This window comes from Kitasatospora sp. NPDC032757 (genome assembly GCF_055579305.1).
In genome coordinates, this window is record NZ_JBVINN010000010.1 from 153,620 (window position 1) to 179,773 (window position 26,154).

Annotated in this window: 23 protein-coding genes; 6 read left to right on the forward strand and 17 right to left on the reverse strand. The window is 73.7% G+C overall.

The genetic code is table 11. The features are described 5' to 3' along the window. Positions 1–115: 115 nt before the first annotated feature. The 3 genes from ACZ5WK_RS15265 to ACZ5WK_RS15275 form a co-directional block, all read right to left on the reverse strand. Positions 116–1,225, reverse strand: coding sequence for a CU044_5270 family protein (locus ACZ5WK_RS15265; protein WP_465547788.1), 1,110 nt, complete (start codon positions 1,223–1,225; stop codon positions 116–118). After that, the gene (locus tag ACZ5WK_RS15270) at positions 1,222–1,845 is read right to left on the reverse strand and encodes an RNA polymerase sigma factor (protein ID WP_465547789.1); all 624 of its coding nucleotides are present in this window, start codon (positions 1,843–1,845) and stop codon (positions 1,222–1,224) included. Before ACZ5WK_RS15270 ends, ACZ5WK_RS15265 begins: the two co-directional genes overlap by 4 nt. 181 nt (positions 1,846–2,026) lie before the next feature. Next, positions 2,027–2,932 carry a DMT family transporter gene (locus ACZ5WK_RS15275; RefSeq protein WP_465547790.1) on the reverse strand — a complete coding sequence of 302 codons (906 nt, stop codon included), beginning with the start codon at positions 2,930–2,932 and terminating at the stop codon, positions 2,027–2,029. A 130-nt stretch (positions 2,933–3,062) separates the two neighbouring features. Between ACZ5WK_RS15275 and ACZ5WK_RS15280 the strand changes: the two genes are divergently transcribed. Then, complete coding sequence (locus tag ACZ5WK_RS15280; RefSeq protein ID WP_465547791.1) at positions 3,063–3,968, forward strand: LysR family transcriptional regulator; 906 nt, start codon at positions 3,063–3,065, stop codon at positions 3,966–3,968. A gap of 202 nt (positions 3,969–4,170) precedes the next feature. Here ACZ5WK_RS15280 and ACZ5WK_RS15285 read toward each other — a convergent pair whose 3' ends face one another. Together ACZ5WK_RS15285 and ACZ5WK_RS15290 are read right to left on the reverse strand one after the other, a co-directional pair. Beyond that, entirely contained in the window at positions 4,171–5,316 is a 1,146-nt protein-coding gene (locus ACZ5WK_RS15285; protein WP_465547792.1) for a hypothetical protein, read from the reverse strand. 111 nt (positions 5,317–5,427) lie between these two features. After that, on the reverse strand, positions 5,428–6,867 hold the full coding sequence (locus tag ACZ5WK_RS15290) for an aminotransferase-like domain-containing protein (protein WP_465547793.1): 1,440 nt from the start codon (positions 6,865–6,867) through the stop codon (positions 5,428–5,430). On the opposite strand from ACZ5WK_RS15290, the gene ACZ5WK_RS15295 reads away from it, so the two are divergent. Together ACZ5WK_RS15295 and ACZ5WK_RS15300 are read left to right on the forward strand one after the other, a co-directional pair. Beyond that, on the forward strand, positions 6,866–8,101 hold the full coding sequence (locus ACZ5WK_RS15295) for an aminotransferase class V-fold PLP-dependent enzyme (RefSeq protein WP_465547794.1): 1,236 nt from the start codon (positions 6,866–6,868) through the stop codon (positions 8,099–8,101). The two genes, ACZ5WK_RS15290 and ACZ5WK_RS15295, sit on opposite strands and share 2 nt — an antisense overlap. After that, positions 8,098–9,486 carry an MFS transporter gene (locus ACZ5WK_RS15300; protein ID WP_465547795.1) on the forward strand — a complete coding sequence of 463 codons (1,389 nt, stop codon included), beginning with the start codon at positions 8,098–8,100 and terminating at the stop codon, positions 9,484–9,486. The genes ACZ5WK_RS15295 and ACZ5WK_RS15300 overlap by 4 nt, the downstream gene beginning before the upstream one ends. A 68-nt stretch (positions 9,487–9,554) precedes the next feature. On the opposite strand, the gene ACZ5WK_RS15305 is transcribed toward ACZ5WK_RS15300, so the two are convergent. The 5 genes from ACZ5WK_RS15305 to ACZ5WK_RS15325 form a co-directional block, all read right to left on the reverse strand. Continuing rightward, entirely contained in the window at positions 9,555–9,983 is a 429-nt protein-coding gene (locus ACZ5WK_RS15305) for a DUF2871 domain-containing protein (RefSeq protein WP_465547796.1), read from the reverse strand. A gap of 196 nt (positions 9,984–10,179) precedes the next feature. Next, complete coding sequence (locus ACZ5WK_RS15310; protein WP_396324034.1) at positions 10,180–11,115, reverse strand: AraC family transcriptional regulator; 936 nt, start codon at positions 11,113–11,115, stop codon at positions 10,180–10,182. Between the two features lie 163 nt (positions 11,116–11,278). Beyond that, complete coding sequence (locus ACZ5WK_RS15315; RefSeq protein ID WP_465547797.1) at positions 11,279–12,205, reverse strand: NADP-dependent oxidoreductase; 927 nt, start codon at positions 12,203–12,205, stop codon at positions 11,279–11,281. 327 nt (positions 12,206–12,532) lie between these two features. Next, positions 12,533–13,135, reverse strand: a complete 603-nt coding sequence (locus ACZ5WK_RS15320; protein WP_465547798.1) for an NAD(P)H oxidoreductase — start codon at positions 13,133–13,135, stop codon at positions 12,533–12,535. Then, positions 13,132–14,145: an NADP-dependent oxidoreductase gene (locus ACZ5WK_RS15325; protein WP_465547799.1), complete on the reverse strand. Its 1,014-nt coding sequence runs from the start codon at positions 14,143–14,145 to the stop codon at positions 13,132–13,134. The genes ACZ5WK_RS15320 and ACZ5WK_RS15325 overlap by 4 nt, the downstream gene beginning before the upstream one ends. 164 nt (positions 14,146–14,309) lie before the next feature. Here ACZ5WK_RS15325 and ACZ5WK_RS15330 point away from each other — a divergent pair, with 164 nt between their 5' ends. Together ACZ5WK_RS15330 and ACZ5WK_RS15335 are read left to right on the forward strand one after the other, a co-directional pair. Continuing rightward, positions 14,310–17,651 carry an AfsR/SARP family transcriptional regulator gene (locus ACZ5WK_RS15330; RefSeq protein WP_465547800.1) on the forward strand — a complete coding sequence of 1,114 codons (3,342 nt, stop codon included), beginning with the start codon at positions 14,310–14,312 and terminating at the stop codon, positions 17,649–17,651. A gap of 62 nt (positions 17,652–17,713) precedes the next feature. Further along, entirely contained in the window at positions 17,714–18,175 is a 462-nt protein-coding gene (locus ACZ5WK_RS15335) for a carboxymuconolactone decarboxylase family protein (protein ID WP_465547801.1), read from the forward strand. A gap of 168 nt (positions 18,176–18,343) precedes the next feature. Here ACZ5WK_RS15335 and ACZ5WK_RS15340 read toward each other — a convergent pair whose 3' ends face one another. From ACZ5WK_RS15340 to ACZ5WK_RS15355, 4 genes are read right to left on the reverse strand one after another with little or no spacing between them, the layout of a single operon-like run. After that, the gene (locus ACZ5WK_RS15340) at positions 18,344–19,339 is read right to left on the reverse strand and encodes a hypothetical protein (RefSeq protein ID WP_465547802.1); all 996 of its coding nucleotides are present in this window, start codon (positions 19,337–19,339) and stop codon (positions 18,344–18,346) included. Further along, positions 19,336–19,713, reverse strand: coding sequence for a PadR family transcriptional regulator (locus tag ACZ5WK_RS15345; protein ID WP_396324038.1), 378 nt, complete (start codon positions 19,711–19,713; stop codon positions 19,336–19,338). Before ACZ5WK_RS15345 ends, ACZ5WK_RS15340 begins: the two co-directional genes overlap by 4 nt. 55 nt (positions 19,714–19,768) lie before the next feature. After that, positions 19,769–20,581, reverse strand: coding sequence for an isocitrate lyase/PEP mutase family protein (locus ACZ5WK_RS15350; protein ID WP_465547803.1), 813 nt, complete (start codon positions 20,579–20,581; stop codon positions 19,769–19,771). After that, the gene (locus ACZ5WK_RS15355) at positions 20,578–20,784 is read right to left on the reverse strand and encodes a hypothetical protein (protein ID WP_465547804.1); all 207 of its coding nucleotides are present in this window, start codon (positions 20,782–20,784) and stop codon (positions 20,578–20,580) included. Before ACZ5WK_RS15355 ends, ACZ5WK_RS15350 begins: the two co-directional genes overlap by 4 nt. 65 nt (positions 20,785–20,849) lie before the next feature. Here ACZ5WK_RS15355 and ACZ5WK_RS15360 point away from each other — a divergent pair, with 65 nt between their 5' ends. Next, positions 20,850–21,554, forward strand: a complete 705-nt coding sequence (locus tag ACZ5WK_RS15360) for an ArsR/SmtB family transcription factor (RefSeq protein WP_465547805.1) — start codon at positions 20,850–20,852, stop codon at positions 21,552–21,554. 101 nt (positions 21,555–21,655) lie between these two features. Here the strand turns inward: ACZ5WK_RS15360 and ACZ5WK_RS15365 are convergent, their stop codons facing one another. The 3 genes from ACZ5WK_RS15365 to ACZ5WK_RS15375 all read right to left on the reverse strand — a co-directional run bounded on the left by ACZ5WK_RS15365 (position 21,656) and on the right by ACZ5WK_RS15375 (position 25,736). Then, on the reverse strand, positions 21,656–22,144 hold the full coding sequence (locus tag ACZ5WK_RS15365) for a DinB family protein (RefSeq protein WP_465547806.1): 489 nt from the start codon (positions 22,142–22,144) through the stop codon (positions 21,656–21,658). 16 nt (positions 22,145–22,160) lie between these two features. After that, the gene (locus ACZ5WK_RS15370) at positions 22,161–22,961 is read right to left on the reverse strand and encodes a VOC family protein (RefSeq protein ID WP_465547807.1); all 801 of its coding nucleotides are present in this window, start codon (positions 22,959–22,961) and stop codon (positions 22,161–22,163) included. A 162-nt stretch (positions 22,962–23,123) separates the two neighbouring features. Next, positions 23,124–25,736, reverse strand: a complete 2,613-nt coding sequence (locus ACZ5WK_RS15375) for a terpene synthase family protein (RefSeq protein WP_465547808.1) — start codon at positions 25,734–25,736, stop codon at positions 23,124–23,126. Positions 25,737–26,154 lie beyond the last annotated feature (418 nt).

A 26,154-nucleotide genomic window follows, 5' to 3' on the forward strand; every position in this document is an offset into this window, starting at 1 on the left:
GCCCTCACCAGCCGAGGGCGGGACGCATTCAGCGGGTAAGGGCCGGACGAGCCTTCTCCACGGCCGTCTCCGGGCCCGCTCGCATCGGACGGACTTGCCCCGCCGAGCGGGACGGTCATCCGCTCTGGGCGGGCGTCTCCTTGATCCGGTCGACGACCGCACGCGTCATCACGGCCTGGGTGAACACCACCGTGCCGGGCTTGATCAGGTCCTGCTCGCCGGAGCTTCCCTCGACCTGGACGGTGCGCTCGCCGAGGAACACGAGGGTGTTGCCGTCGAAGATCCATTCGGTGCGCTGCCCTGAGGTCTCGTCCAGGCGGGCGACGGCGACCCCGTGCCGGCCGGCGGCGTCGACCGCGTCGTCCACCGTGACCACGCCGGGGATCTTCGCCGCGGCCTTGTAGAGCGCGACCGTCAGCTCGGCCGGCGGGTAGCTCTCGCGCAGCAGATCACCGATGGTGGTGAACGCTTCCTGGTCGGGGGTACGACCGTGGCCCCGGGTCTCCGTGTAGATCTTCCGCAGCAGCACGTCGGGGTCGGTGGGCAGGGCGGCGAGGTAGTTGTACGTGGGCGCGTTGAGGTACGCCTGCGGCGCCCGGCCGGTCTCGGTGGGACCCGCCAGGGTGATGCCCTCGGGACCGGTGGTGCCGGGCTCGATCAGCCAGCCCTTGGTGCCGTCCGGGGAGTTCCAGGTCCGGCGCAGGTGCAGCTCGTCGCCGACCAGGGTGCTCTTGCCGTTCACGGTCTTCACGTGCGTGCCGGCCGACTTCGTGCCGATGTAGATGAACTGGTTCTCGCGCACCTGCGACGGGCCGGGGAGGGCCGCGGCGGCCAGGGAGATGCGGTCCAGGAGCTGCGGGGCCCCGTTGGAGTCCGCGGGACCGATCCGGGTGGTCAGCGCCGGGCCGGTGGCGAGGCCGGGACCGTGGTCCGTGGCGTCCGCGGTGTCGAGGAGGTGGAGGCCGGTCGCGACCGCGCCGGCCAGGACGCAGGCTGCCGCGGGCAGGAGGATCGCGCGGCGCAGGAACGGGCTACGCGGCCTCGTGGTGCGGGCGGGCCGGGTGGGGGCGGCGTCGGCGGAGCGAAGGTCGTCGTGGATCCGGGTCATGAGGTGCTCCTTGTGGAACTGGTGGCGGCCCGCCGGCAGTTCCCGCTCCACGGACGGCAGGAGGTGCTCGGCCTCCTCCCATTCGGCCGGGTGGGGCTGGGAAAGGTTGGCGTTCATCGGATTCCTTCCGGTGCGGGCCGGACCGCGTTCGCGCGGTCGCCATGTGTCTGTCGCGGGCGATCGGCGAGTTCCCGTCTGTTCCCCTTCAGTTCCGCGTCGGCAAGCTTGCGCAGCTTGGCGCGGGCCCTGGACAGCCGGGAACGGACGGTGCCGACCGGGATCCCGAGGACCCGGGCGGCTTCGGCGTACTCCAGGCCCTCCGACAGGCACAGGAGGAGGACCTCGCGCTCGGGCCGCCGCAGCGCACTCAGCTGCGCCAGCGTGACCGCGATGCGCCGCCGGTCGTCGAGCCGGCCGACCACCTCGTCGGCGTGGTCGGGCACGGGCGCCACCGCCGCGGCGGCAGCAGCGGCCGCGGCGCGGTACCGCCGATTGCTGCGGCAGTGATTGCGGGCGAGATTGGTGGCGACCCCCAGCAGCCACGGCCGGAGCGAGCCTCCATCGGGTTCCACCGCGCAGCGCAGCCGCCACGCCTCCATGAAGGCCGCCGACATGACGTCCTCCGCAACGGACCAGTCGCCGGTCAACCGGAAGGCGTGGTTGTAGACGGTGCGGGCGTAGCTGTCGAACAGCTCCGAGAAGGCATCAGGATCCCCGGACCGCACCCGGGTTCGCATCTCTGTGGTCACTCCTGTCGGCTGTCCGGCATCCGGGCCGGGTTCCCGTGACGCGCGCCACAGTCAATCGGCGTTCCTCCGGCCGCCCGCGACCGCGCCCGGCGCTGATCGCCGCTCGCGGGTCGGGAGTCGTGTCGGCGGTCGGCTTTCCGCCGGGGTGATTCGGCCTGCGTGGTCGATGTCATCGGATGCCCGAGCCGGCGCTCTGCTGCGGTACTTCGGCGCCGGACCGGGCGTGGCCGGACTTCCGAGTGCGCGTCATCCCGACGCCGACGAGCACCAGGGCCATGCCGGCCATGACGCGCAGGCCCACCTGTTCGTGGAGGACGATCGCGCCCAGGGCCACCGAGACCACTGGCAGCAGATAGCCGACGGTCGCCGCGGTGGTGGGGCCCTCGTCGGCGATGAGCCGGGAGTTGAGGTGGAACGTGATGCCCGTGCCGAAGACGCCGAGGATGGCGACGGCGGCCACCGCGGTGAGGGTGGGAGCGGACGGGGTCGTGGTGCCTGCGGGAAGGGCAAGGGTGGTCAGGCCTGTCGCGGCGAGGAGTTGGGCCGCCGAGAGGGCGAGCGGGGCGGTCCGGCGGCCGATGAGGTGTCGGGCCATGTAGGCGAAGGCCACCGCGTAGCTGAGGGCTGCGGCGAGCAGGGCCGGCACGCCCCAGCCGGTCAGGCCGGCCTTCTGCCACGGGGCGAAGATGAGCACCGTACCTGCGAAGCCGAGCAGGAGGCCGATGAGGCGGACCGGACGGATACCGCGCTCGGTGCCGAGCGCGACCCCGATGGCCAAGGACCACAGGGGAGTTGTGGCGTTCAGCACGCCGGCCACGCCCGAGTCGACGCTCTGTTCGCCGATACCGAAGAGGAAGAACGGCAGGACGTTGCAGAAGAAGGCGGCCACCACGAGGTGACTCCAGGTCCTGCGGTCGCGTGGGAGGCCCCGGACGCCGGGGCGGGCCAGGACCAGCAGCACTCCCGCTCCCAGCGCGCAGCGGATGACGGTGATGTGGAGCGGGGACAGGCCGCCGGCCAGGGAGAGTTTGATCCAGAGGAAGCCCGATCCCCACAGCAGGGCGAGGACGGCCATGCGTAGGGGGGTTCCGCGTGAGCCGCTGAGCACTGTCCGCCTCCTGGTGGGTTCTTCCTTCCCGTACGGTGCCCCGCCGGTCGTCGTAAGACAAGCGAAAAGATCTGGATGCAGAGTTAAGCTGCTCTACATGCTTGATATGCGGCGTATGCAGGTGCTGAGGGCTGTGGTCACCAGTGGATCGGTCACCGCGGCAGCGCGGAATCTCGGGTACACGCCTTCCGCCGTCAGCCAGCAGATGGCAGCGCTGGAGAAGGAGGCGGGGATCGGGCTGCTGGAGCGGACCGGGCGGGGCGTCCGGCCCACGGAGGCCGGGCGGCTGCTCACCGCGTACGCGGCCGTCATCGGCAGACACGTCGCCGAGGCGGAGACCGCGCTCGCCGAACTGCGGGCCGGGCGGACGGGCCGGGTGGTGGTCCGGTACTTCGCCTCGGCGGGGGCGACGATGGTGGCCCCCGCCGTGGCAGCGCTCCGCCGCGAGCAGCCCGGTGTTCAGATCGAACTCAGACTGAGTGATCCCGAGGATTCACTGGTGGAGGTGAGGGAGCGTCGGGCCGACATGGCCCTCGTGGTCCGGCCACGGGACAAGGTGTCCGTCGACGGCATCCGGTTCGTGCACCTGGCCGACGACAGGTATGTCGCCGTGCTGCCCGCGGGTCACCGGCTTGCCGCGAAGCAGGAGCTCGACCTGACCGACCTCGCCGATGAGCCCTGGGTCGGCAGCGACCAGCCGGGCCCCTGTCTGGACCCCGTTCTGGAGGCCTGCGGCTCGGCCGGCTTCAGCCCGGACTTCGTCGTCGAGAGCGGGGACTACGCCACTGCACAGGGATTCGTCGCCGCCGGGCTCGGGGTGAGCCTGATTCCGGAGATGGGACTGGGCAACCGCCATCCCGCCGTAGTCGTGCGCGAGGTCCGCAATCCGGAGCCGGTGCGGGCGATCTACGCAGCGGTGCGGGAGCCGTCATCCGCCCAACCCGCGCTGCACAGACTGCTCGACGCACTGCGGAGCGCGGCCACTCGACCCACCGGGCACTGAGCATGCCCGGGCGTTCCGTCGCCGGGCTCCTTCCCCGGCTCCCGGGCCGCCATACCGCGCGCCGGCCGTCCATCGAGGTCCGGACCTCGATGGACGGCCCCGTCGAGATGCCCGATCCTCCGCACGTCCGCGTCCTGTGCGCATCAGCGCCGATGACGGCGGGTCACCCGAGGCGGGTGGGGCGTGTTCCTGACCGCTCTCGTCAGGACGCCTCCGGAGCGTCCATGAGCTGCTGGATCGCGGCCAGAATCCCCTCGACGGCTCCGTCGTGGGCCGCCAGGGCGGCCAGGGGTGCCGACGGCCAGCCCTTGTAGCCCTTCCCCCGCTGCGCCTCCAGCTTCTCGGCCAGACCGGGGACGGCCGGCAGGGACGCCGCGAACGCGGCCGCGCGGTCGGCGCCGAGGTGGTGGGTGATCGACCCGAAGCTGAAGGCGAGGTCCTCCTTCGCGGGGCCGTCGTACAGGGAGAGCGTCCAGACCGGCACCTGCCGGCCGGCGGCGGGATAGTAGACGGACATGCTCGGGTACTTGGCCGTGCCGCCCTCCAGGCGGCCGTTGGCCGCGGCGTGGTCGAGCAGTGCGGACGCGATCCGCCGTGGCCCCGGGGCGAGTCGGGCCCGTATCGCCGCGTCCATGTCGGCACGCGTGGTCCGCCGCGTGATGCCGCGGCGGGAGGGCGACTTCGCCGCCGTGGCGACCTCGCCGTGGATGCGCGGGACGAGGACGCGGAGGTCTCCGCCGCCGCCGTACTGGGTCAGTTCGACCGCGTACACATCGGTCTGCCGCAGCTGCCTGTTGAGGAACTCGACGATCGCCCTCAGCTCCAGCGGGATCCGGTCCGCGACGAACAGCAGCCGCATCTGCCCGGCGGCCAGCCGTTCCTCGACGGTCGTCCAGAACTCCTCCGGGGAGCGGTCGCCGAGCAGGTCCCGGTACGCGTCGTCCGGCTCCCGGCCGTCCGCGCGGCAGGTCTCCTCGAAGGAGCGCCGGAGCAGCGCGCCGGGCCAGTACCGCGCGCCGTTCGCCGCGTAGTCCAGCATCTGGCCCACCACCTCGCGCCGGATGCGCGTATCGCTCGCGCGCTTGACCTCCACCAGCGTCGGGACGCCGTCGGCGTCGACGAAGAGGTGGTCCAGCCGGTACGCCGGGCCGCCGTCCGCGCTGGTCGGGACACCCATCTCCCGTGCCACCAGCACCAGGCGCAGCGGCCGGCCGTCGGCCAGCGAGCCGAAGTCCAGCACCCGCGGGTGGCGCGCGAGCAGCTCCTGGAACTCCGCCTCCGTCTCGAACGCGGTCGGCTCCAGGGCGTGCAGGTCGTCGCCCAGCACGAACACCTCCTGATCGGTCACTCGCTTCCCCGCCCCCTGTTGCGTCTGTTCCGCCCCGGCCGTGGCCGGTGGCCGCTTCCGCGCCCATTGATACCGGAAGCGGCCGACAACGGTGCCCGGTCCGCGGGCGGCTCACCCGCAGGGGGCGAGGGTGCGGGCGGCCGTCGCGAGGCGGCGGGCGGCGGTGGCGAGGTCGGCGGGGTCGGCGGCGGCGGCGAAGCCGAGGCGCAGGTGGGCGGCGGGTGCTTCGGCGGGGAAGTGGCGTCGGCCGGCGTTGACGGAGACCCCGTGGGCGCGGGCGGCTTCGGCGACGGCGGTGTCGGTGAGCGCGGGCGGGAGCCGGAGCCAGAGGTGGAGGCCGCCGGCCGGGCTGCGGGCGAGGGTCCAGTCGGGGAGTTCACGGGCGAGCGCGTCGGCCAGGACGGTGCAGCGCTCGCGCAGCGCGGTGGCCAGGGCCCGCAGGTGGCGGTCCCAGGCGGGGGTGCTGAGCAGTTCGACGGCCGCCTCCTGGAGCGGGCGGGCGATGAAGAAGTCGTCGACCAGTCGCATCCCCTGCAGGCGCCGCATCACGGGGCCGCGGGCGATCAGGGCGCCGATCCGCAGGCTGGGTGAGGCCGGCTTGGTCAGCGAGGTCAGGTGGACGACGGTGCCGTCGCGGTCGTCGGCGACGAGGGGGCGCGGCACCGGCCGGCCGTGGCCGAGGTGGCGGGCGAAGTCGTCCTCGATCAGGAACGCTCCGGCGGCCCGGGCCACGTCCACGACCTGGAGGCGGCGTTCGGTGGCGAGCACGGTGCCGGTGGGGTTGTGGAAGGTCGGCTGGCAGTAGAACAGCCGGGCTCCGGTCATGGCGAAGGCGTCGGCCAGCAGGTCGGGCCGGACCCCGTCGTCGTCGATCGGGACGGGTACCGGCCGCAGACCGGCGGCGCGGGCGGCGGCGAGCGCCCCGGGGTAGGTGGGCGACTCGACCAGCACCGGGCTGCCGGGCGCGGCGACGGCGCGGAACAGCATGGAGAGCGCGCCCTGGCCGCCGCCGGTGACCAGTACGTCCTCGGGGCCCACGCCACTGCCGGCCTGCCGGGCGAAGATCGCGCGCAGGGGGGCCAGGCCGGCCGCGGGGGCGCGGTGCCAGGCGTCGGGCCGGCGGGCGGCGCGTGCGAGGGCGGCGCCGAGCGCGCGGGTGGGCTGGAGGTTCTCGTGCAGGTAGCCGCCGGAGAGCGTGATGGTCCCGGCGGGCAGCGGTTCCGACGCTCCGTCGGCCACGGACGACTCGGCACCGGGATCGGCGCCGGGATCGTGGTCGCGGCCGGCCAGTGCGACGGCCTGCCAGGAGGTGTCCGGCGCGGTGTCGCCGCGGGGCGTCCTGCGGGCGGCGACGTAGGTGCCGCTGCCGGGGCGGGTGACCACCACTCCCTCGGCGGCGAGCAGCGCGATCGCACGGGACACGGTGACCGGGCCGACCCCGTGACGGGCGATCAGGTCGCGGCTGCTGGGCAGCCGGTCGCCCGGGGTGAGTGCGGCGATCTCCGCCCGGAGGATCGCCACCAAGGTCTCAGTACTGCTACCGTCAGACATGACGAACCAGGATAGCGCTTTCGCGCCAGCGACGGAACCGCTCCTCGACATCGCCGCCCTGCGGGCCGACACCCCCGGCTGCGACTCGGTGATCCACTTCAACAACGCAGGCTGCGGCCTGATGGCCCGTCCGGTCCTCACAGCGATGCTCGACCACCTGGGCCTGGAAGCCGCCATCGGCGGCTACGAGGCCTCGGCGGCCCGGGCCGCCGAGGTCGCCGACTTCCACGCCTCGGTCGCCGAGCTCATCAACGCCCGGCCCGGCAACATCGCCTTCGCCGGCAGCGCCACCCACGCCTACACCAAGGCCCTGTCCGCGATCGACTTCCGCCCCGGCGACGTCGTCCTCACCACGCGCAACGACTTCATCTCCAACCAGATCGCCTTCCTCGCACTGCGCCGGCGCCACGGCGTGGAGGTCGTCCACGCGCCCGACCACCCGGACGGCAGCGGCGTCGACGTCGAGGCGATGGCCGCGCTGATGCGCGCCCGCCGCCCGCGGCTGGTCGCCGCCACCCATGTGCCGACCAACTCCGGACTGGTCCAGCCGGTGGCCGAGATCGGCCGCCACTGCCGCGAACTCGACCTGCTGTACCTGGTCGACGCCTGCCAGTCGGTCGGCCAGTACGAGATCGACGTCGAGCGGATCGGCTGTGACCTGCTCACCGCGACCTGTCGCAAGTTCCTGCGCGGGCCGCGCGGTTCGGGCTTCCTGTACGTCTCCGACCGGGTGCTCGCGGCCGGCTACGAGCCGCTGTTCATCGACATGTACGGCGCCCGCTGGACCGGTCCCGACACCTACCGGGCGGTCGACACCGCGGCCCGGTTCGAGGAGTGGGAGTTCCCCTACGCCACCGTGCTCGGCTGCGCGGCCGCCGTCCGCTACGCACTGCGGGTCGGGATCGAACCCATCTCCTGGCGCACCCCCGCCCTGGCCGGGCGGCTGCGCTCGCACCTGGCCGGCCTGCCCGGCGTACGGGTGCTCGATGGCGGTCCGGCCCCCGCCGCACTGGTCACCTTCGCGATCGACGGGTGGCAGCCGCAGCCGTTCAAGGCGGCGATGGACGCGCGCGGGATCAACTCGGCTCTGAGCTTCCGGGAGTTCGCGCAGTTCGACTTCGCCGACAAGGACGTGGAGTGGTGCCTGCGGCTGTCGCCGCACTACTACAACACCGAGGACGAGGTCGACGCGGTGGCCGGCACGGTCGCCGAGCTGGCGGGAGGAGCCCGATGACCGCGGCTTCGGCCGGACCCCCTCTGGCCGGCAGCGCCCCCGACCCCGACCCCGACACCACTGCCACCGCCACCGCCACCGCCACCGCCACCGCCACCGCTGATCCTGCGCCGGCACCGGCACCGGCACCGCCCGAGAGCCTGTGGCGCAACGGCGACTTCCTCAAGTTCTGGCTCGGCGAGACGGTCTCGCTGCTCGGCACCCAGGTCACCAACCTCGCCCTGCCGCTGACGGCGATCCGCGCCTTCCACGCCACCGACGAGCAGGTCGGGCTGCTGCGCTTCCTGCAGCTCGTCCCGTACCTCGGGCTGGCCCTGCTGATCGGGGTCTGGACCGACCGGGTTCGGCGCCGGCCCGTCATGGTCGGCGCCAACCTCGTCCGGCTGGTCCTCGTCGCGCTGGTCCCGCTGCTGTACTGGTGGCACGCCCTCGACCTGACCGTCCTCCTCGTGATCGCCTGCGCCGTCGGCATCGCGTCGGTGGTCTTCGACGTGAGCTGGATGTCGTACGTGCCGGTGCTGGTGCGCAAGCCCGAGCACTACGTGGAGGCCAGTGCCCGGATGGGCACCAGCTCCTCCGCCGCCGACGTTGCCGGGCCCGGGCTCGCGGGACTCCTGGTGTCGGCGCTCACCGCACCGGTGGCCCTGGTCGTGGACGCCTGCTCGTACGCGCTGTCCCTCGTGTCGCTGCTGCTGATCCGCACCCCCGAGCCGCGCCCCGAACCGGCCGCGGACCGGCACCTGTTGCGCGAACTCCGGGACGGGCTGGGCTGGGTGCTGCGCGACGGCGTCCTGCGGGCCCTGGCGCTCGTCGGCTTCTGCTGCAACTTCTCCATGGTCACCGTCTGGACCATGTTCCTGCTGCACGGCACCAACGACCTCCACCTCGGCTCGGCCACGCTCGGCGCGGTCTTCGCGACGGCCTCCGTGGGTGGGCTGATCGGCGCGCTCGTCTCCCGCAGGGTCATCGCGCGGTTCCCGCTCGGCCGGGTCTATCTGATCGCCCAGTCGGCGCTGCTGCTCGGGCCCACCCTGATCGCCGTCGCCGCCGGGCCCCGGCCGGTGGTGATCACGATGTTCGTGCTGTCCTTCTTCACCACGTACCTGGGGCTGGGCGTGGCCGGGGTCATCATCGTCAGCCTGCGCCAGGCCCTCACTCCGCAGGCGATGATGGGACGGATGACGGCGGCCTTCCGGACCCTGCTGTTCGGCGGTGGCGCCCTCGGTGGCCTGACCGCCGGCGTGCTCGCCGGCCGGATCGGGGCGGAGAACGCGCTGACCGTGGCGGCCGCGGCCTCCGCCCTCGTCGTGATCGGGCTGGTCCTCTCCCCCGTCAGCCGGCTCAAGGCCCTGCCGGTGGCGGCGGAGCCGGCCGACACTCCCTGACCCTGGGCGGCCCCGGCAGCTCGGGCGGCCGGGGCCTCCGGCGCTCCGCGAGCGGCGCCGGCTGCTGCTCAGGCCTTGTCGACCGCGGCCGGCTCCGTCGCCTTGAGGCGCTTGCCGAGCAGGGTGAAGAAGAGGACGAGGCCGACGGTGAGGACGATGTGGCCCAGGCCGGCTATCAACGAGACGGCCTCGGGGACCTCGTGGCCGAGGACGGTCTGGGTGCCGCGGAAGAGCATGGCCAGGACGGTGATCGCGAGACCGGTGTTGTAGAACCAGAAGAACGCGGTGAACTGTCTCGTCCCGGAGAGTCCGAACTGCTTGTCGAGGGCGAGGACGATGAGGAACACCAGCATGCCCAGGGCGAGCAAGTGGGTGTGGACGACGGCGAGTTGACTGTCTCCGTGGAAGTCCTCGTGCTTGGTGAGCTCGCGGTGGTACAGGCCGGAGACCAGCCCCAGAATCATGTAGACGTGTGCTGCGTGGAAGGCCTTGCGCATTCTCGTTCGCTCCCCGTGGCTCGGATGTTCGGACCGGTGTCCGGGATCACCGTAGGGGTGAGCGGACAAGCGGGGTAGGGCAGTTGGGGATCGGAGCGGCCGGCGGGCCGATCGGGTCGGCAGGGCGAGCCGGTCGGGCCGGTCGGGGCGGTCAGGCCGGTCAGGGCGGGCGAGCCGGTCAGGCCGGTCAGGCCGGTCAGGCCGCGCGGGTGTCGCGGCGGTAGCCGCCGGGGGCCTGTCCGTACTCGCGCTTGAAGGCCTTGGCGAAGGCGTACTCGGAGCCGTAGCCGGCCTGGGTGGCGATGGAGGTGAGCGGGGCCTCGGACTCGCGGAGGAGCCGGGCGGCGGTGGTGAGGCGCCAGCGGGTGAGGTAGGCCATGGGCGGTTCGCCGACGAGGTTGGTGAAGCGGCGGGCGAAGGCGGCACGGGAGAGGCCGACCCGGCCTGCCAGTGACTCGACGGTCCACGGGGTCGAGGGGGTCTCGTGGATGGCGGCCAGGGCCGGGGCGACGGCGCAGTCGCTGAGGGCGGCGGCCCAGCCGACGGCGGTCACGGTGGGCTGGTCCTCGAACCAGGCGCGCAGGATGTACAGCAGCAGCGAGTCGATCAGCGCGGGGACGATCCCGGTCGATCCGAGCCGGGGGTTCTCCAGTTCGGCGCCGAGGAGTTGGACGGCGGCGGTCAGCTCGGGGTGCCGTCCCTGCCCGGTGGCCAGGTGGATGACCTCGGGCAGGTTGCGCACCAGCGGGTGCGGGCGTCCCTGGTCCAGGTGGTAGTTACCGCAGAGCAGGCTGGTCCGGGGGCCGTCACCGCCGAGGGTGACCGTGCCGATCGGGGTGCTCGGCCGGTACTGGTCGGGCCGTTCCGGCTCGGCGGGCGTCGCGGGGTGGTCGGCGAGGACGTGGCCGCTGCCGTCCCGCAGGAAGACCACGTCACCGGGGCTGAGGGCGATCGGCTCCTGACTGGAGGCACACCCGAGCGGGATCAGCCAGCACGTGCCGTGCAGCACGACGTGGAAGCCGGCGCCCGCGACCGGGGGCAGACGCAGCCCCCAGGGGGCGCGGCCCTCGGTACGGACGGACGTGGGGTGTCCGGTCCTCATGGAGCCGAGCGCCTCGGTCAGGATGTCCATGGCCTTCCCCCCGTTCACCGTTCTCGGCCCCACCCTAGGACCCTGCCCCTGCCGCGCCACTCACCCACCCCCGTCACGCCACTCCCCCACCCTCGTCCGGCGCCGGACGGGACCCACCCCCGTCGGATCCCGTCCGGCACCGCTCCCGTTCACCCCGTCCCGTTCAGGCGACGGTGAGGACGACCTTGCCCTGCACCCGCCCGGAGCCGACCAGCTCGTGGGCCTTGGCGGCGTCGTCGAGCGGGAAGGTCTCGGCGACGTGCGGACGGATCCGGCCGGCGTCGACGAGGGCGGCGATCGCCTCCAGCGAGGCGTAGTCGGGCTCGACCGAGACGCCCGCGAACTTCCGCCCGGCCGCCTCGATCTCGGCCGCCAGGTCCAGCCTGAAGTGCTCCATGATGCTGACCAGGGTGCCGCCGGGCCGCAGCACCGACAGGGCGCGGGTGCCCTCGGAGGACGAGTCGAAGACGACGTCGACGTCGCGCACCACCTCGGTGTAGTCGGCGGTCCGGTAGTCGATGACCTCGTCGGCGCCCAGGCCGCGCAGGAACTCGTGCTTGGGCTCGCTGGCGAGGGCGATGACGTGGGCGCCGCGGGCCTTCGCGATCTGGACCGCGAAGTGGCCGACGCCGCCGGCCGCGCGGTGGATCAACACCCGCTGTCCCTCGGACAGTTGCGCCGCGTCGACCAGGCCCTGCCAGGCGGTGAGGGCGGCCAGCGGGATGGCGGCGGCCTGCACGTGGTCGAGCGTGGCGGGCTTGCGGGCCACCTGCCGGGACGGCACGGCGACGTAGTCGGCGTATCCGGTGGCGGCGCGGGGGAAGAAGGGCATTCCGAACACCTCGTCACCCACCTTGAACCGAGCCCCGGGGCCGACCTCCTCGACCACACCGGAGATGTCCCAGCCGACCCCGTAGGGCGGCTCGCCGAACAGCGGGTACGCACCCGAACGGACCGCCAGGTCAACCGGGTTGACCCCGCTGGCGTGCACCCGGACGAGCACCTCGCCGCCGAGCGGGGCGGGACGCTCGGTCTCGACCGTCTCGAGGACCTCGGGGCCGCCGAAGGACTTCTGGATGACTGCGCGCATGGGAGTTCTTCCTTCCGGATCGTCCGGCCCGCTGCCGGGTCGGCTTCTGATGTCCTCAACTCTAGGAAGGTCGAGCGATCCTCTGAATATCCTTCAGTCTTGGAAAGATGTCCGATCGTCTCGCCGGACGAGCGCCTCGGCCCAGGACGGTCGACGTGCTCGGCCTGCTGGCCGGCGCGGTCGGCACGGGTCGGCGCGGTCGGCACGGTCGGCGGCGCGGCCGACGACCGCCAGGGTGCCGCACGACGAGCAGCGCCGGCGCGGCACGCGCAGGCCCCGGCCGGATCACCCGGCCGGGGCCTCTGCCTTCCACCCTTCCCCCGGGAGCTACGGCGCGAAGGAGTCGAGCGCCAAGTCCACCACCTCGAACGCCGTCCCGCCCGCGTTCAGGGAGTCGTGGACGAAGTGGACCGCCGCGTCGTCGATCCCGCAGTACCCGGAGATCCCCTCCCGCAGGATGCGGGAGACCGGTCCGTCCCACCCCAGCTCCGTGAACTTGTCCCGGCCGTAGCTGACCAGGCCGATCCAGACCATCCGCTTGCCCTGGAGCCGGGGGCGTCCACGGCCGTAGGCGAAGCCGTGGTTCCACACCCGGTCGATCCAGCCCTTGAGGATCGCCGGGAGGCCGAACCACCAGAGCGGGAAGACCACCACGATCACGTCGGCCGCGTCGATCCTCCGCATGTGGGCGCGGACCTCGGCCGAGTACTCCTTGTCGGGGTCGGCCCAGTCCGGTTCGTCCTCGGGGCCCAGCCGCGGGTCGAACCCCTCGGCGTGCAGGTCGAGCAGGTCGACGGTGAGGCCTTCGGCGGCCAGCCGGTCCCGGGTGCGGCGGGCGAGCTGGGCGGTCAGCGAGTCGGTGCGCGGGTGGGCGACGACCAGCAGGGCGTGCCGGCCCTCGCGGGTGGCGGTGACGGGCTCGGTGGTCATCGCTGCGCCCCCAGCCGGACCAGCATCTTGCCGGTGTTGACGCCGCGCAGCACGCCGAGGAAGGCCTCGGGGGCCTGCTCGATGCCGTCGACGACGGTCTGTTCGGTGCGCAGCGTGCCGGAGGCCAGCCATCCGGAGGCCTTGCCGATCCACTCCGGGAAGAGGTCGAAGTGGCTGCTGACCAGCATCCCGCGCAGGGTGGCCTCCTTGGCGGCGGCCCGGAAGAGGTTGTCGGGGCCGGGCGCCGGCGCGGTGGCGTTGTAGCCGCTGATCGCGCCGACCAGGGCGATCCGTCCGCCGTTGCGGAGGGCGCCGATCGCGGCCTGCAGGTGGTCGCCGCCGACGGCGTCGAGGTAGACGTCGATGCCGGCGGGGGCGGCCTCGGCGAGCTGCTCGGCGAGCCTGCCCTGGCGGTGGTCGACCGCCGCGTCGAAGCCGAACCGGTCGAGCAGCTTCTTGGTCTTCTCCGGGCCGCCCGCCGAGCCGATCACCCGGGACGCGCCCAGCTGCCGGGCCAGTTGGCCGGCCACGCTGCCGACCGCTCCGGCCGCCGCCGAGACGAACACGACGTCGCCCTCGCGGACCGGCGCCGTCCGGGTGAGGGCGGCGTAGGCGGTCAGGCCGGTGGTGCCCAGGGCACCGAGGTAGGCCTCCGCCGGGGCGAGCGAGGTGTCCACAACGGTGGCCGCCGCGGCGTCCAGGACGGCGTACTCGCGCCAGCCGAGGAAGTGCGAGACGGTCGAGCCGACCGGGACTGCGGCGGCCCGGGAGGCGACCACCTCGCCGATCGCGCTCCCGTCGAGGGCGGCGCCGAGCTCGAACGGCGGGATGTACGAGGGGGCGTCGTCCATCCGGCCGCGCATGTACGGGTCCACCGACATCCAGGTGTTGCGGACCACGATCTGGCCCTCGCCCGGCTCCGGGACTTCGGTGGCCACCAGCTCGAAGTTGCCGGCGGTCGGTGCGCCGGCCGGGCGGGCGGCGAGGCGGATCTCATGGGACACGGTCATGGTGCTTCCCTCCGCGGGGAGTTGTCGGGGCTTCCGCGGCGGTGTTCCGCCGCGCTCACAGGACTCACCGTGCCCGGGGCCGCGCACGGTCCGCTGACGGTCCGCGCACGGCCGCCGACGACCGGCGCACGACGGCCCGGTGCGCACCGGTTAGCGTGGGCGGCATGCGTTTCGAGGTGCTGGGCCCGGTGGCGGTACGGACGGACGACGGGGATCCCGTTCCCGTCCCCGAGGCGAAGGTCCGCGCACTGCTCGCCGGCCTCCTGGTGCACCACGGTCGGCCGGTTCCGGTGGACCGGCTGATCGACGACCTGTGGGGCGACGGCCTGCCGGGCAATCCCGAGAACACCCTGCAGACCAAGGTCTCGCAGCTGCGCCGCGCCCTGGCGAAGGCCGAGGAGGGCACCCGGGCGCTGGTCGCGTACGGCCCGGCGGGCTATGCGCTGACGGTGGCCGAGGAGGCGGTGGACGCGGGCCGCTTCGCGCGGTTGACGGCCCGGGCCCGGCAGGCGGCCGAGCCGCGGGCGCGGGCGGCGCTGCTCACGGAGGCGCTCGGCCTCTGGCACGGGCCGGCGTACGCCGACTTCCGGGACGCCGGGTTCGCGCAGGCCGCGATCGCCGGGCTGGAGGAACAACGGCTCACCGCACTGGAGGAGTTGGCCGGCCTCCGGCTGGAGTTCGGTGAACACGCCATGCTCGCGGACGAGTTGGCGCCGCTGGCGGCCGAACACCCGCTGCGCCAGCGGCTGCACGCCGCCCGGATGCGGGCGCTCTACCTGTCCGGGCGGCAGAGCGAGGCTCTGGAGGCCTACCGGGAACTGGAACGCCGGTTCGCCGAGGAGCTGGGCATCGACCCGGACGCCGAACTCGCCGCACTCCACCAGGCGATGTTGCGGCAGGACCCGTCGCTCGCCCCCGGCCCGGAAGCCCGGCCCTCCGCCGTTGCCGCCGCAAGCCCGGCGGACACCGCGACCGAGAGCGCGGCCGCGACCGCGACCGATGGCGCGGCCGGTCGGCGGAACGCCGTTCCCGTACCGGCGAGTTCGCTGATCGGACGGCAGCACGCCGTCACCCGGGTGAGCACACTCGTCGGGGCCGGCCGGCTGGTCACCCTCACCGGGCCTGGCGGGGTCGGCAAGACCCGGCTCGCCCTGGCGGCGGCGGCCCGCCTCGCGGAGGGCTTCCCCGACGGCGTCCGCTTCGTGGAACTCGCGGGCACCACCGGCGAGGTGGCCACCACCGTGGCGGCCGCACTCGGCGTGCGCGACGACGACGCAACGGACCTCAGCACCCGCGAGCCGGTCGAGCACCGGCTCGCGGAGGTACTAGGGCAGCGACGGCTGCTGCTCGTGCTCGACAACTGCGAGCACGTGATCGCCCCGGTCGCCGCGCTGGCCGACCGTCTGCTGCGCCGGGCGCCGGGCTTGCACATCCTCGCCACCAGCCAGGAGCCGCTGGCGATCTCCGGCGAAGTCCTCGACGCCGTGGCTCCGTTGGACGAGGAGGCGGCCGTCGAGCTGTTCGCCGCGCGCGCCGCGGCGGCCGCTCCCGGCTTCGCCCTCGGCCCGGAGAACCGCGAGGCCGTCGCCCTCATCTGCCGCCGCCTCGACGGCATCCCGCTCGCGCTCGAACTGGCCGCCACCCGGGTCCGCACACTCGGCGTGCAGGCCCTGGCCGACCGTCTGCACGACCGGTTCCGCCTGCTCAACCAGGCCCGCCGGGACGCGCCGGCCCGGCAGCGCACCCTGCGCGCGATGATCGACTGGAGCTGGGAGCTGCTCTCTCCGCCCGAGCAGGCGATGCTGCGCCGACTCGCCGTTTTCTCCGGAGGGTTCACCCTGCAGTCCGCCGAGGCGGTCTGCGCCGCGGGGGACGTCCACGCCGACGACGTGCTCGACCTCGTGACCCGCCTGGTCGACCGCTCCCTGGTCGTCCCGCCGTACCACGGGGGTGCCGCGCACGGCGGCACGGCGGACGACGGCCCCCGGTACCGGATGCTCGAATCGGTCATCGCCTACGGCCTGGAGCGCCTGGCCGAGGCCGGCGAGACCGCTCACGCCCGCCACCGCCACGCCCGGCACCACACCGACCTCGCCGAACGCGCCGCACCCCACCTGCACGGCCACGACCAGCGGGACTGGCTGCGCAGGCTCGACCACGAGACCCTCAACCTGCGGGCCGCCCTCGACCACGCCACCACGGACGGCGACCCCCTCCTCGGGCTCCGCCTGGTCAACGGCCTCACCTGGTACTGGCACCTGCGCGGCCGGGTCGGCGAGGCAGGCAGGTCCCTGGCCCGCGCCCTGGACGCGGCAGGCGCGGGCCAGGGCGCGGCAGGCGCGGCAGGCGCCGCAGACACGGCGCACGCGGCGGAGACGGCCGCCCTCCTCGCCGCCGCCCGCATCCGGCACGCCGCCTTCACCCTGCTCACCGGCGACGGCGCCCGGCCCGAGGACACCCGGCCGCACGACGCCCGGCCCGAGGACACCCGGCCCGACGACACCCTTCCGGCCGAGCCCTTCGAGGGCGCCGACGCCCGCGGCCGCTGGCTGCTCGCCCACGCCCAGTGCGGCTTCGACGACGCGCTGGTCCGGCGCCGCCTCGACGGCCTGCCCGACGAGTTCCGCGCGCTCGGCGACCGCTGGGGCGAGGCCGCCGCGTTCAGCACCCGCGCCACCCTGGCCCTCTACCGGGGCGATCTCGAGGAGCTGCGCCGCAACGCCGTCCGGAGCGCCGCTCTCTTCGCCGAACTCGGCGACCGCTGGGGCCAGTTGAAGGCCTCCGAGCAGCTCGGCGTACTCGCCGAGATCGCCGGGGACTACGAGGCCGCCGCCGGCCTGCACCGGGACGGTGTCCGCAGCGCGGAGGAGCTGGAGCTCTGGACGGACGCCTCCTTCCAGCTGGCCAGACGCGGCCGGATCTCCCTGCTGACCGGTGACCACGCCCAGGCCGACGAGTTCCACGAGCGGGCCCGGCGGCTGGCCGTCGAGCAGTCGCACCGCCCGGCGGAACAGTTCGCCGAGACCGGCCTCGCCATCGGCGCCCGCCGCCGCGGTGACCTCGACACCGCCGAGCGGCATCTGCGCCCCTGGCTGGAGTGGAACCGCCGCCTCGGCGTCGAGTCCGGTACCGCGCTGATCCTCGCCCAGCTCGGCTACGTCGCCGAGCAGCGCGGCGACGCCAGGCTCGCCGAGCGGCTCCACCTGGACGGCCTCGCCGCCGCCCGCCGGACCGGGGACGTGCGCGCCCTCGCACTCGCCCTCGAAGGTCTGGCGGGGGCGCGCGCCGCGGCGGGCCAGGGCGAACAGGCCGCCGCCCTGCTCGGCACGGCCGCCGCCCTCCGCGACTCCGTCGGCTCCCCGCTCCCCCGGGCCGAGCGCGTCGACGTGGACCGCGCCGCCGAGCGGGCCCGCGAGCGCCTCGGCGCCGGCGGTTTCGACGCCGCCTTCGCCCGCGGCCGGACGCTCGGCCCGGACGAGCAACTCCTCACCCTCACGCGGAATTGACCCATGGCTCCACCCTGGAAATGCCCTTTTCCACCGGTCTGTCAGCCCATAGATTCATGGTCATGACGAACCCCCGCATCAACTTCGCCACCGCCGCCCCGAAGGCCTTCAAGGCCCTGATCGGCTTCGACGCCGCCGCCCGCGAGGGCCTCGACCCGGCCCTCGTCGAGCTGGTGCAGATCCGCGCCTCGCAGCTCAACGGCTGCGCCTACTGCCTCCACCTGCACACCTCGGACGCCCGCAAAGCCGGCGAGAGCGAGGAGCGGCTGCACATGGTCGCCGTCTGGAAGGACGCCGGCCACTTCTTCACCGCGCAGGAACGCGCCGCCCTCGCCCTCACCGAGGCCGTCACCCTCATCGGCCAGGGCGGTGTCCCGGACGACGTCTACGCCCTCGCCGCCGCCCACTTCACGGAGGAGGAACTGGCCCGCCTGCTGGCCATGATCCTCACCATCAACACCTGGAACCGCATCGCCCTCAGCACCGCCAAGATCCCCGGCACCGACGAGCGCGCTGCCCACTGACGCCGCCACCTGGCAGCCGCCGGGACACCACCGGCCTCCCCGCTCCGGGGCGAGGCCCGGGAGCGGGGAGGCCGCCGGCACGGCCAGGCCGCCGGTACGGTCGGACCGGCGCAACGGCCGGGCCGCCGGCACGGTCGGACCGGCGCAACGGCCGGGCCGTGGAAGCAATCAGGCCGGTTCGACCGGGTCCGTCGAGGCGGCGACCCGGTGACGGGTGGCGGCCACGGTGGCGGTGAGGACCAGCAGGCCGACCACGACGAGCAGGTTGCGCAGCAGGTCGGGCCCGCTGAACGGCGGCCGCCAGTAGTAGGGCGGTGCCAGCATGACCGTCCAGGGCAGGACGGCCAGCGCGACTCCGGCGGCGCGGACGCGGTCGGTGTCGCGGCGGGCGAGGTTGAGCAGCAGGGCGATGCTCATCACCACGGCCGGCCAGGCGGTGGACACGTCCAGCAGGGTGCGGTTGGCGTCCGAGAAGACGTGGTCGACGGCCAGGCCCTCCTCCGGCCAGGGCCAGATGACGGCGATCGCGCCCATCGGCAGGGCGAGTGCGAGCGCGGTGGCCACCATCTCGGAGCGGGCACGACGGGTGACGTCGATGCCGTCCGGCGGGGCGAGGAGCAGCGCGCCGAGGAGGAGCCAGAAGCCGGCCAGGGGGAGGTACTGGAACAGCGCCAGGCTCTCGTGGGCGAAGAAGGCCGCGGCGGCCGCGGTCCGCACGAGGGTGCCGGCCAGGACGAGGAGCCGGGCCGCTCCCCAGCGGCCGGATCCCGCGCAGACCAGGGCGAGGATCCACGGAACGGTCTGCGCCGCCCCGACCGCGACCCGGGCGGCGGGGTGACCCTCGTCGCCGAACTGGTCGGGCAGGAAGAGCCCGAGCAGGAGGTGGACCATGGCCAGGCCCGCCCCGCCGGCCAGCAGGAACGGTGCGGCGCCGGCGAGGAACCGGCCGGCCGGGTCGCTGGAGCTGAGCCGGGTGCGCAGCCGGACGGCGTGCGCGGCGACGGTGGCCCATTCGCGCAGCACCGTGCGGCGGTCGGCGCCCTGGAGGGACTCGGCGAGGACGGCGACGATCTCCTCGCCGTTCGCGGCCCGGTACTTGGCGGGGTAGAGGCCGAGGAGCGGGAGCCGGGTGGGCGTGCCGAGGTGGGGGGAGGAGGCGCTCATGCCGCACCCCCGGCCGGCGCGAGCCGCATGAAGCTCGCCTGGAGGCCGGGGCGGCGGCCGAGGGCGAGCCGGCGCTCGGCCTCGACGACCCCGGCGCGCAGGCGTTCCGTCTCCTCGGCCAGCACCCCGCGGCCGTCCTCGGTGAGCGCGAAGGTGCGGCGCAGCCGCCCGGCGACGACCTCCTCGTGGTCGATCCGGATCAGCCCCTGCTGGAGGAGCCGGTCCAGCGCGGTGTAGAGGGTGCCGGTGAGGAGCTTGGTCCGGCCGCCGGAGATGGCCAGGACCTCTTGGACGATGGCGTAGCCGTGCCGCGGGGCGTCGGCCAGCGCGGTGAGCACGAGCCTGGTCGGCTCCTGTAGTTGACGGTTTCCCATGATCGGGAGCATAGGTCAACCATTGGGATATGTCGATGGATTAGCTATTGGTTCGTCAGATGACGCTCGCACCCTCTCCCGCGGCGTCGTCGAGGTGCAGTGCCGCGACCGCCGCGTACGCCGGCACCGCGCCCGGCACCGGCCCGGCCCAGCCCTCCCGGACGGCCACGGCCGTCTGCACGGCGGCCGCCAGCGCCGCCCGGTAGAGCAGCGAGCCGAGGCTGACCCGGGCGACGCCGAGGTCCGCGAGCCGGCTCAGCGGCAGGCCGGCCGGGCTGTGGAGGATGTTGAGCGGGACGCGGAGCCGCCCGACCAGCGCCTCGATGGCTGCCGGGTCGGCCAGCCCCGGGACGAACACGCCGTCCGCGCCCGCCTGTTGGTAGGCGGCGAGGCGCCGGACGGTCTCCGGCCCGGGGTCGGCGGTCCCGAGCCAGTGGGTGTCGGTGCGGGCGTTGACGAAGAGGTCGGGGGCGGCGGCCTTCACGGCCGCGACCTTCGCGGCATGCACGGCGACGGGCGCGAGCGTCCCGTCCGCACGGCCGTCCTCCAGGTTGACTCCGGCCACCCCGAACGAAACCAACTCTGCAGCCAGATCGGCGACTTCGGCCGGGTCGTCGGAGAATCCGGACTCGACGTCGACCGTGAGCAGGAACCGCCCGCGCCCGAGCCGGCGGGCGAGCCGGACGGTCTCCCGGCGGGTGGCGGCGGCGCCGTCGGGCAGACCGGCGGCCGCGGCCACGCCGAGGCTGGTGGTGCCGATCGCGGCGAAGCCCTGCTCGGCGAGGGCGGCGGCGGAGGCGTGGTCCCACGCGTTGGGGAGCAGCAGCGGCTCGCCGGGGCGGTGGTGGAGCGCGGCGAACGGAGTCACGGCCCGACCTCTTCCGCAACGGGGCGCAGGTCGCCCACCGGGCCCGCGTGGTACGCCGGCTCGGCGACGCGGGCCCGCGCGACCACGGTGGCGGACCGCGCGGAGTGCCGCTCGGAGCCACGATCAGTGGCCCGTTCGGAGGCCTCGGAGGCCTCGGAGGTCTCGGAGGTCTCGGCAGGCTCGGAGGTAGTCGGGGTGCTCATGCACGCCACGGTAGGAGCGGAACGTTTCGGCCCCGGCCGAACCGTGCCCGGGGCACCATGGACCCATGCCACTCGCCCAGCTCGCCGGTCTGCTCGCCGACCCGACCCGCGCCGCCTTCTGCACCGCCCTGCTCGACGGCCGGGCCTGGACCGCCGGCGAGCTGGCCCGGCACGCCGGTGTCGCGCCGTCAACGGCCAGCGAGCACCTGTCCCGCCTGATCGCCGGCGGCCTGCTGGCCGAGGAGCGTCAGGGGCGCCACCGGTACGTCCGGCTGGCCGGCCCGGAGGCGGCAGCGCTGATCGAGGACCTCACCGTCTTCGCGGAGACCGCGGCCACCGCGACGGCCCCCACCAGGGCCCCGCGCAATCTGCGCGAGTCCACCCGGCTGAGCGCCGAGGCCCGCGCCCGGACCTGCTACGACCATCTGGCCGGCCGCCTCGGCGTGGCCGTCACCGACGCCGCGCTGGCCCGTGGCCTGGTGGCGGACGACGCCGGGCTCGCCGTCACCGAGCGCGGGCGGGAGTGGCTGGCCGGCGCCGGCATCGAGCTGCCCGCCCGGGCGGGGCACGGCGGCGGCCGCCCCGTGGTGCGCGGTTGCCTGGACTGGACGGAGCGCCGCACCCACCTCGGCGGGGCGCTCGGTGCCGCACTGTGCCGGACGGCGCTGGACCGGGCCTGGGTGGAGCGGATCGGCTCAGGCCGGGCCCTGCGGGTGACGGCGGACGGCGACCGGGCCCTGCACGAGCTGCTCGGTCTCCAGCTCGCGTGAGAGGGCTCACCCGGGACAACCGCCCTTGAGGGCTCGCCGCCCGAGCGCCGGCCCCGGGAGCCCGACAGCCGGCCCCCGGAGCCAACGCCGGATCCTGCCCCTCACCCCATCGTCTTCGCCCCGTCCAGCGACTCCCGGATGATGTCCGCGTGCCCGGCGTGCTGTGCCGTCTCCGCGATGATGTGCAGCAGGACCCGCCGTACCGACCAGCTCGCGCCCGGTTCGAACCACGGCGCCTCCGGCAGCGGGTGGGCGAGGTCCAGGTCGGGAAGGGTCGAGATCAGCTCGTCGGTCTCGTGCGCCACCCGCTCGTAGGCGTCGAGCAGCGAGGCCAGCGTCTCGCCGTCCGCCATCCGGAACTGGCCCTCCCAGTCGACGGGCTCGCTCCGCATCGCCGCCGCACCGCCGGTCGCGAACCGCATCCACCGGCTCTCGACACCCATGACGTGCTTGATCAGGCCGCCCAGGCACAGCGCACTCACGGTGGTGCGCCGGGCGGCCTGCTCGTCGGTGACGTCGCGGACGGTGTAGCGCAGGAAGCCGCGGTGCTTGTCCAGCGTCTCCAGCAGGTCGGTCCGCTCGCTGCTCACCGGGACACCCCGCGCATCAGATGTCCGCCAGGACGGGCATGTCCCCGGACGTCGTGCCGAGGTCGATGATGCCGAAGGCCGCGCCCTGCGGGTCGCCGACCGCCGCGAACCGGCCGAACGGGCTGTCCATCGGACCGGCGTACACCTGTCCGCCGCGCTCGGTGATCTTGGCGACGGTCGCGTCGCAGTCAGCCACGGCGAAGAACACGCTGACGTAGGACGGCGCCTCGGGCGGGAGGTCCTCCGGGCCCATCTTCATCCGGCCGATGACGGGCTGGCCGTCGACGTGGAAGATCTTGTAGTCCACCTCGTCGGTGTCCATCTTCTTGACGGTGAACGGGAAGACGGCGGGGAAGAACCCGTCCGCCTTGCCGGGCTCGCGGGTGAGCACCTCTGCCCAGGTGTACGCACCGGGCGCGCCCTGCTTCTCGAAGCCCTTGTGGCTGCCGGCCTGCCAGACGCCGAAGGTGACGCCGCCCGGGTCCTTGCCGATCACCATGGTGCCGAAGTCACCGACCTGCATCGGGCCCATCAGGACCTCACCGCCGTTGGCGCGGATGCCCTCCGCGGTGGCGGCGGCGTCGGGCGAGGCGAAGTACAGGCACCAGGCGGACGGCGGCGCGTCCTCGCCCGGCATCGGCGGCACGACGGCGGCGACCGCCTTGCCGTCCGAGTACGCCGTCGTGTAGTTGCCGAACTCCGACGAGCTCTCGCCGAAGGTCCAGCCGAGCACCTCGCCGTAGAACGCCTTGGCGCCGTCCAGGTCGGCGAACATCGCGTCGGCCCAGCAGGGTGTGCCCTCGGGTAGCGCGGCCATGTCTCTGCACCTCTTCTTGTGGCATTGGTGACGTTTTGCCCCGATTCGCCACAGTAGCCAGTCCCCCGCCCGGCCGCGCCCCGAGCCACGCCTGGGTCACCTCGCCGATGGCGACGGCCCGCCGGTACACCCACCGGCGGGCCGTCCCGGAGCGAGCAGCCGCTACCCGGCCGCACCCACCGCACCGCCGGGAACGCCAGGAACGCCGGGAACACCCCGAACGGTCGGAACAGCGGAAGCGGCCGGAACGGCCGCGGTGAACGGCGCCCGCGCCCCCGCCGTCCCGAAGCCGGCCGGCCCGGACGGGACCAGCCCCGGCCTCGGCGCCGCCTCGGCCACACCGACACCCGCACCGACGCGCGCAGGAACACGCGCAAGGACGCCCGCGGGGACACCCGCCCCGACGCCCCCACCCGCCGGTGCCGCCGCCACCGCAACGCGCGCCCCCGACGTCCCCAGGCCCTTCGGCCCCAACGCCGCCGCCTCCGCCACGGCGGGCCCCGCCGGGAGCTCCTCCCGCCCGAAGTGCCGCTTCAGGTCGTCCTCCGTGTACCGCTTGCAGCCCCGGTGCCAGATCAGGATGCCCGCGAGCCAGTTCTCGAGCTCCTTGACGTACCCCTCCAGCAGCGCCCGGCCCTCCGGCCCCAGCTCGAAGTCGTCGTACAGCACCGGGAACTCGTTCTGCGCCACGTGCTGGAACTGCTGCACCCGCGAGTGCATCAGGTCGTCGACGATGCGGACGGCGGCCGGGTAGTCGCAGTTGAAGAAGTTCTGCACGACCAGCACCGCGTTGTGCACCTCGCCCTCGTACTCGACCTCCTTCTGGTACGAGAACAGGTCGTTCATCATGCACGCGTAGTCGGCGGCCGCGTTCTCCAGCGAGCGCATCGGCCCGCTCTCGTAGATCCCGGGCGGGACGGACCGGTCGTGGGCCAGCCGGCAGAGGCTCATGGTGAGGTCGGAGCCGAAGGTCTTGCGGCGCATCTCGATGTAGTCGACCGGATCGGGGATCCGGTGCTGCGCCTGGTTGTTGAGCTCCCAGACCCAGCTCTCCACCATGTCCTCGACGGCCGTGCGGAACTTCCGCCGGGCATCGGCGGCCATCGGCCCGGCGGTCCGCTCCCACAGGTCGGCGAGGCCGCGCTCCAGGGCGTTCACCGGCTCCGGCGCCGGGCCGCCGTCGACCGGCATGAACTCGGAGAAGCGTGCGGTCAGGAGCTTGGCGCCGGCCAGGTCGCGGGAGCGCCCGAACACCACCGGGTAGTAGTCGTCGCCGTAGGTGCCCCAGGTCAACCAGGCCGAGGTGAGGTCGAGTTGGTCGGCGGTGGCGTCCGGGTGGATGCCGGCCGAGCAGAGCGGGAAGTCGTAGTCGGCGACCTTCTCGGCCGTCCAGATGTCCGAGTGGGCCAGGCCCGGCTGCGCCTCCAGCATGCCCATCCTCTCGGCCCACGCGAGGGTGTTGCGCCGCGAGGTGTCCAGGTGCCTGCTCAGGTCGACGCTGAACGGGAGTTTGAACTCAGGCAGTTGGGACGGTCCGACGCGCTGGAACGGCACGTGGCTGTGCGAGCGGGCCCGCCGCACCGCCGGGTCGACGCCGCCCGGCGACCCGGGCGTACCGGCCAGCGTGTTGATCCCGAACGCGCCGCTCAGCGATCCCAACTCGCCGAGCCCGCCCGGGAATGCACGCTCCGGGCCGGGCCGGAGCACGTCCAGCGCCGACGTTCCGACCCCGCCGATCGCGTACGGGTCCCACCAGTTGCTCTCGGCCGACTTGGCGGCCGCCCCGCCGTCGTTCATGTACCGGCTGGACCGCATGTGCCACTCGTGGCCGCCGGACTGCCAGTCCTGGAGGCCCTTGACGTAGGCCAGCACCTTGGCGCAGCCCGCCGGATCCAGCCCGGTTTCGGCGAACAGCGCCGGGAGTTCGGTGAGCACGGTGTTCTCGAACTGCTGGAGCCGCGAGGTGAGCAGGTCGTTGACGGCCTCGGCGGCCTCCTGGGTCGAGCAGCCGAGGAAGGTCTCCAGTACGAGGATGCCGTTACTCAGCTCGCCCTCGTCCTCGACCTCGCGCTGGTAGGAGAAGATGTCGTTGCGCAGGTGGACGCCGTCCGAGAAGGCGTCCATCAGCACCCGCAGCGGCCGCGAGCCCGAAACCTCCTGCGGCACCTCGGCGTTGGCCGCGTACTCGATCAGCCCGGCGGACCACGGCGCGCCGCCGACCTTGCGGCGCATCTCGATGTACTCGACCGGGTTGGCGATCCGGCCCGCGTTGATGTTGGCGAGCTCCCAGAGCGACTCGTTGAGCAGGTTGCGGGTGCTCTCGGCGAACCGGATCCGCCAGTCCTCGCCCATCGTCGGCACGGTCCGCCGCCAGAGGTCGGCCAGCCCCGCCTCGACCGGGTTGGTGGGCTCGGGCATCGGTGTGGACGGGTCGGCGGGCATGAACAGCGGCAGCCGGTCCAGGTAGGCCTTGCCGCCCTCACGGTCGTTGGTGCGCTTGTAGATCTCCAGGAAGTGGTCGTCGAAGAAGAAGACCCACACGTACCAGTCGGTGACCAGCGACAGCGCCTCGGCGGAGGCGTCCGGGTGGGTGTACGCGCAGAGCAGGCCGTAGTCGTGCGCCTCCAGGTCGGCCTGGTCCCAGATCCCCGAGCCCTCCAGCATCCCCATCTCCCGGGCCCACGCGGTGGAGTGGGTGCGGGCCTCCTCCAGATGGGGGTTGAGGCGTGCCGGGTGCGGCACGTAGAAGGAGGGCAGTTCGAACGGCTGAGTCACCGGGCGAGCCTTTCTGGACGTGTCGAGGAGGCCGACCGGCACGGCGAAGCGCACCGCGGTCCTCTCAGCACCCGCCACCCGGTCGGCTCAGCATTACCCCTGCGCAACGATCTCCACCGACGAACGGGAACAGTCATATGAGATAGGCCCATTGACTCGAACACCTGCCCAAATCCCGGCCGGCCACTGGATCACCCGTACGACGGGACGCCCCTCCCCGGACGCCCTTCCCCTGGAGACCCTTCCCCCGGACGCCGACGGGGCGGCGTACGCCGACGCGGTGTCGGAGTACGCCGCCCTGGGGCGGAGCGGGTTGCGGGACACGGCCCGCGCTGTCACGGCGGTTACTTGGGGTCGCGGTTGAAGGTGGAGGTCGACCAGAAGTAGCCGAGGACGGCCAGGCCCAGGCACCAGGCGA

Bases quoted from the DNA above. Each gene is read 5' to 3' on its own strand.
- ACZ5WK_RS15320 (WP_465547798.1), bottom strand. From the start codon at position 13,135: ATGACCACCGAGCCCGTCACCGCCACCCGCGAGGGCCGGCACGCCCTG.
- ACZ5WK_RS15355 (WP_465547804.1), bottom strand. From the start codon at position 20,784: ATGAGCACCCCGACTACCTCCGAGCCTGCCGAGACCTCCGAGACCTCC.
- ACZ5WK_RS15335 (WP_465547801.1), top strand. From the start codon at position 17,714: ATGACGAACCCCCGCATCAACTTCGCCACCGCCGCCCCGAAGGCCTTC.
- ACZ5WK_RS15295 (WP_465547794.1), top strand. From the start codon at position 6,866: ATGACGAACCAGGATAGCGCTTTCGCGCCAGCGACGGAACCGCTCCTC.
- ACZ5WK_RS15290 (WP_465547793.1), bottom strand. From the start codon at position 6,867: ATGTCTGACGGTAGCAGTACTGAGACCTTGGTGGCGATCCTCCGGGCG.
- ACZ5WK_RS15345 (WP_396324038.1), bottom strand. From the start codon at position 19,713: ATGGGAAACCGTCAACTACAGGAGCCGACCAGGCTCGTGCTCACCGCG.
- ACZ5WK_RS15280 (WP_465547791.1), top strand. From the start codon at position 3,063: ATGCTTGATATGCGGCGTATGCAGGTGCTGAGGGCTGTGGTCACCAGT.
- ACZ5WK_RS15315 (WP_465547797.1), bottom strand. From the start codon at position 12,205: ATGCGCGCAGTCATCCAGAAGTCCTTCGGCGGCCCCGAGGTCCTCGAG.
- ACZ5WK_RS15265 (WP_465547788.1), bottom strand. From the start codon at position 1,225: ATGAACGCCAACCTTTCCCAGCCCCACCCGGCCGAATGGGAGGAGGCC.
- ACZ5WK_RS15325 (WP_465547799.1), bottom strand. From the start codon at position 14,145: ATGACCGTGTCCCATGAGATCCGCCTCGCCGCCCGCCCGGCCGGCGCA.
- ACZ5WK_RS15275 (WP_465547790.1), bottom strand. From the start codon at position 2,932: ATGGCCGTCCTCGCCCTGCTGTGGGGATCGGGCTTCCTCTGGATCAAA.
- ACZ5WK_RS15340 (WP_465547802.1), bottom strand. From the start codon at position 19,339: ATGAGCGCCTCCTCCCCCCACCTCGGCACGCCCACCCGGCTCCCGCTC.
- ACZ5WK_RS15310 (WP_396324034.1), bottom strand. From the start codon at position 11,115: ATGGACATCCTGACCGAGGCGCTCGGCTCCATGAGGACCGGACACCCC.
- ACZ5WK_RS15330 (WP_465547800.1), top strand. From the start codon at position 14,310: ATGCGTTTCGAGGTGCTGGGCCCGGTGGCGGTACGGACGGACGACGGG.
- ACZ5WK_RS15300 (WP_465547795.1), top strand. From the start codon at position 8,098: ATGACCGCGGCTTCGGCCGGACCCCCTCTGGCCGGCAGCGCCCCCGAC.
- ACZ5WK_RS15370 (WP_465547807.1), bottom strand. From the start codon at position 22,961: ATGGCCGCGCTACCCGAGGGCACACCCTGCTGGGCCGACGCGATGTTC.
- ACZ5WK_RS15360 (WP_465547805.1), top strand. From the start codon at position 20,850: ATGCCACTCGCCCAGCTCGCCGGTCTGCTCGCCGACCCGACCCGCGCC.
- ACZ5WK_RS15305 (WP_465547796.1), bottom strand. From the start codon at position 9,983: ATGCGCAAGGCCTTCCACGCAGCACACGTCTACATGATTCTGGGGCTG.
- ACZ5WK_RS15270 (WP_465547789.1), bottom strand. From the start codon at position 1,845: ATGCGAACCCGGGTGCGGTCCGGGGATCCTGATGCCTTCTCGGAGCTG.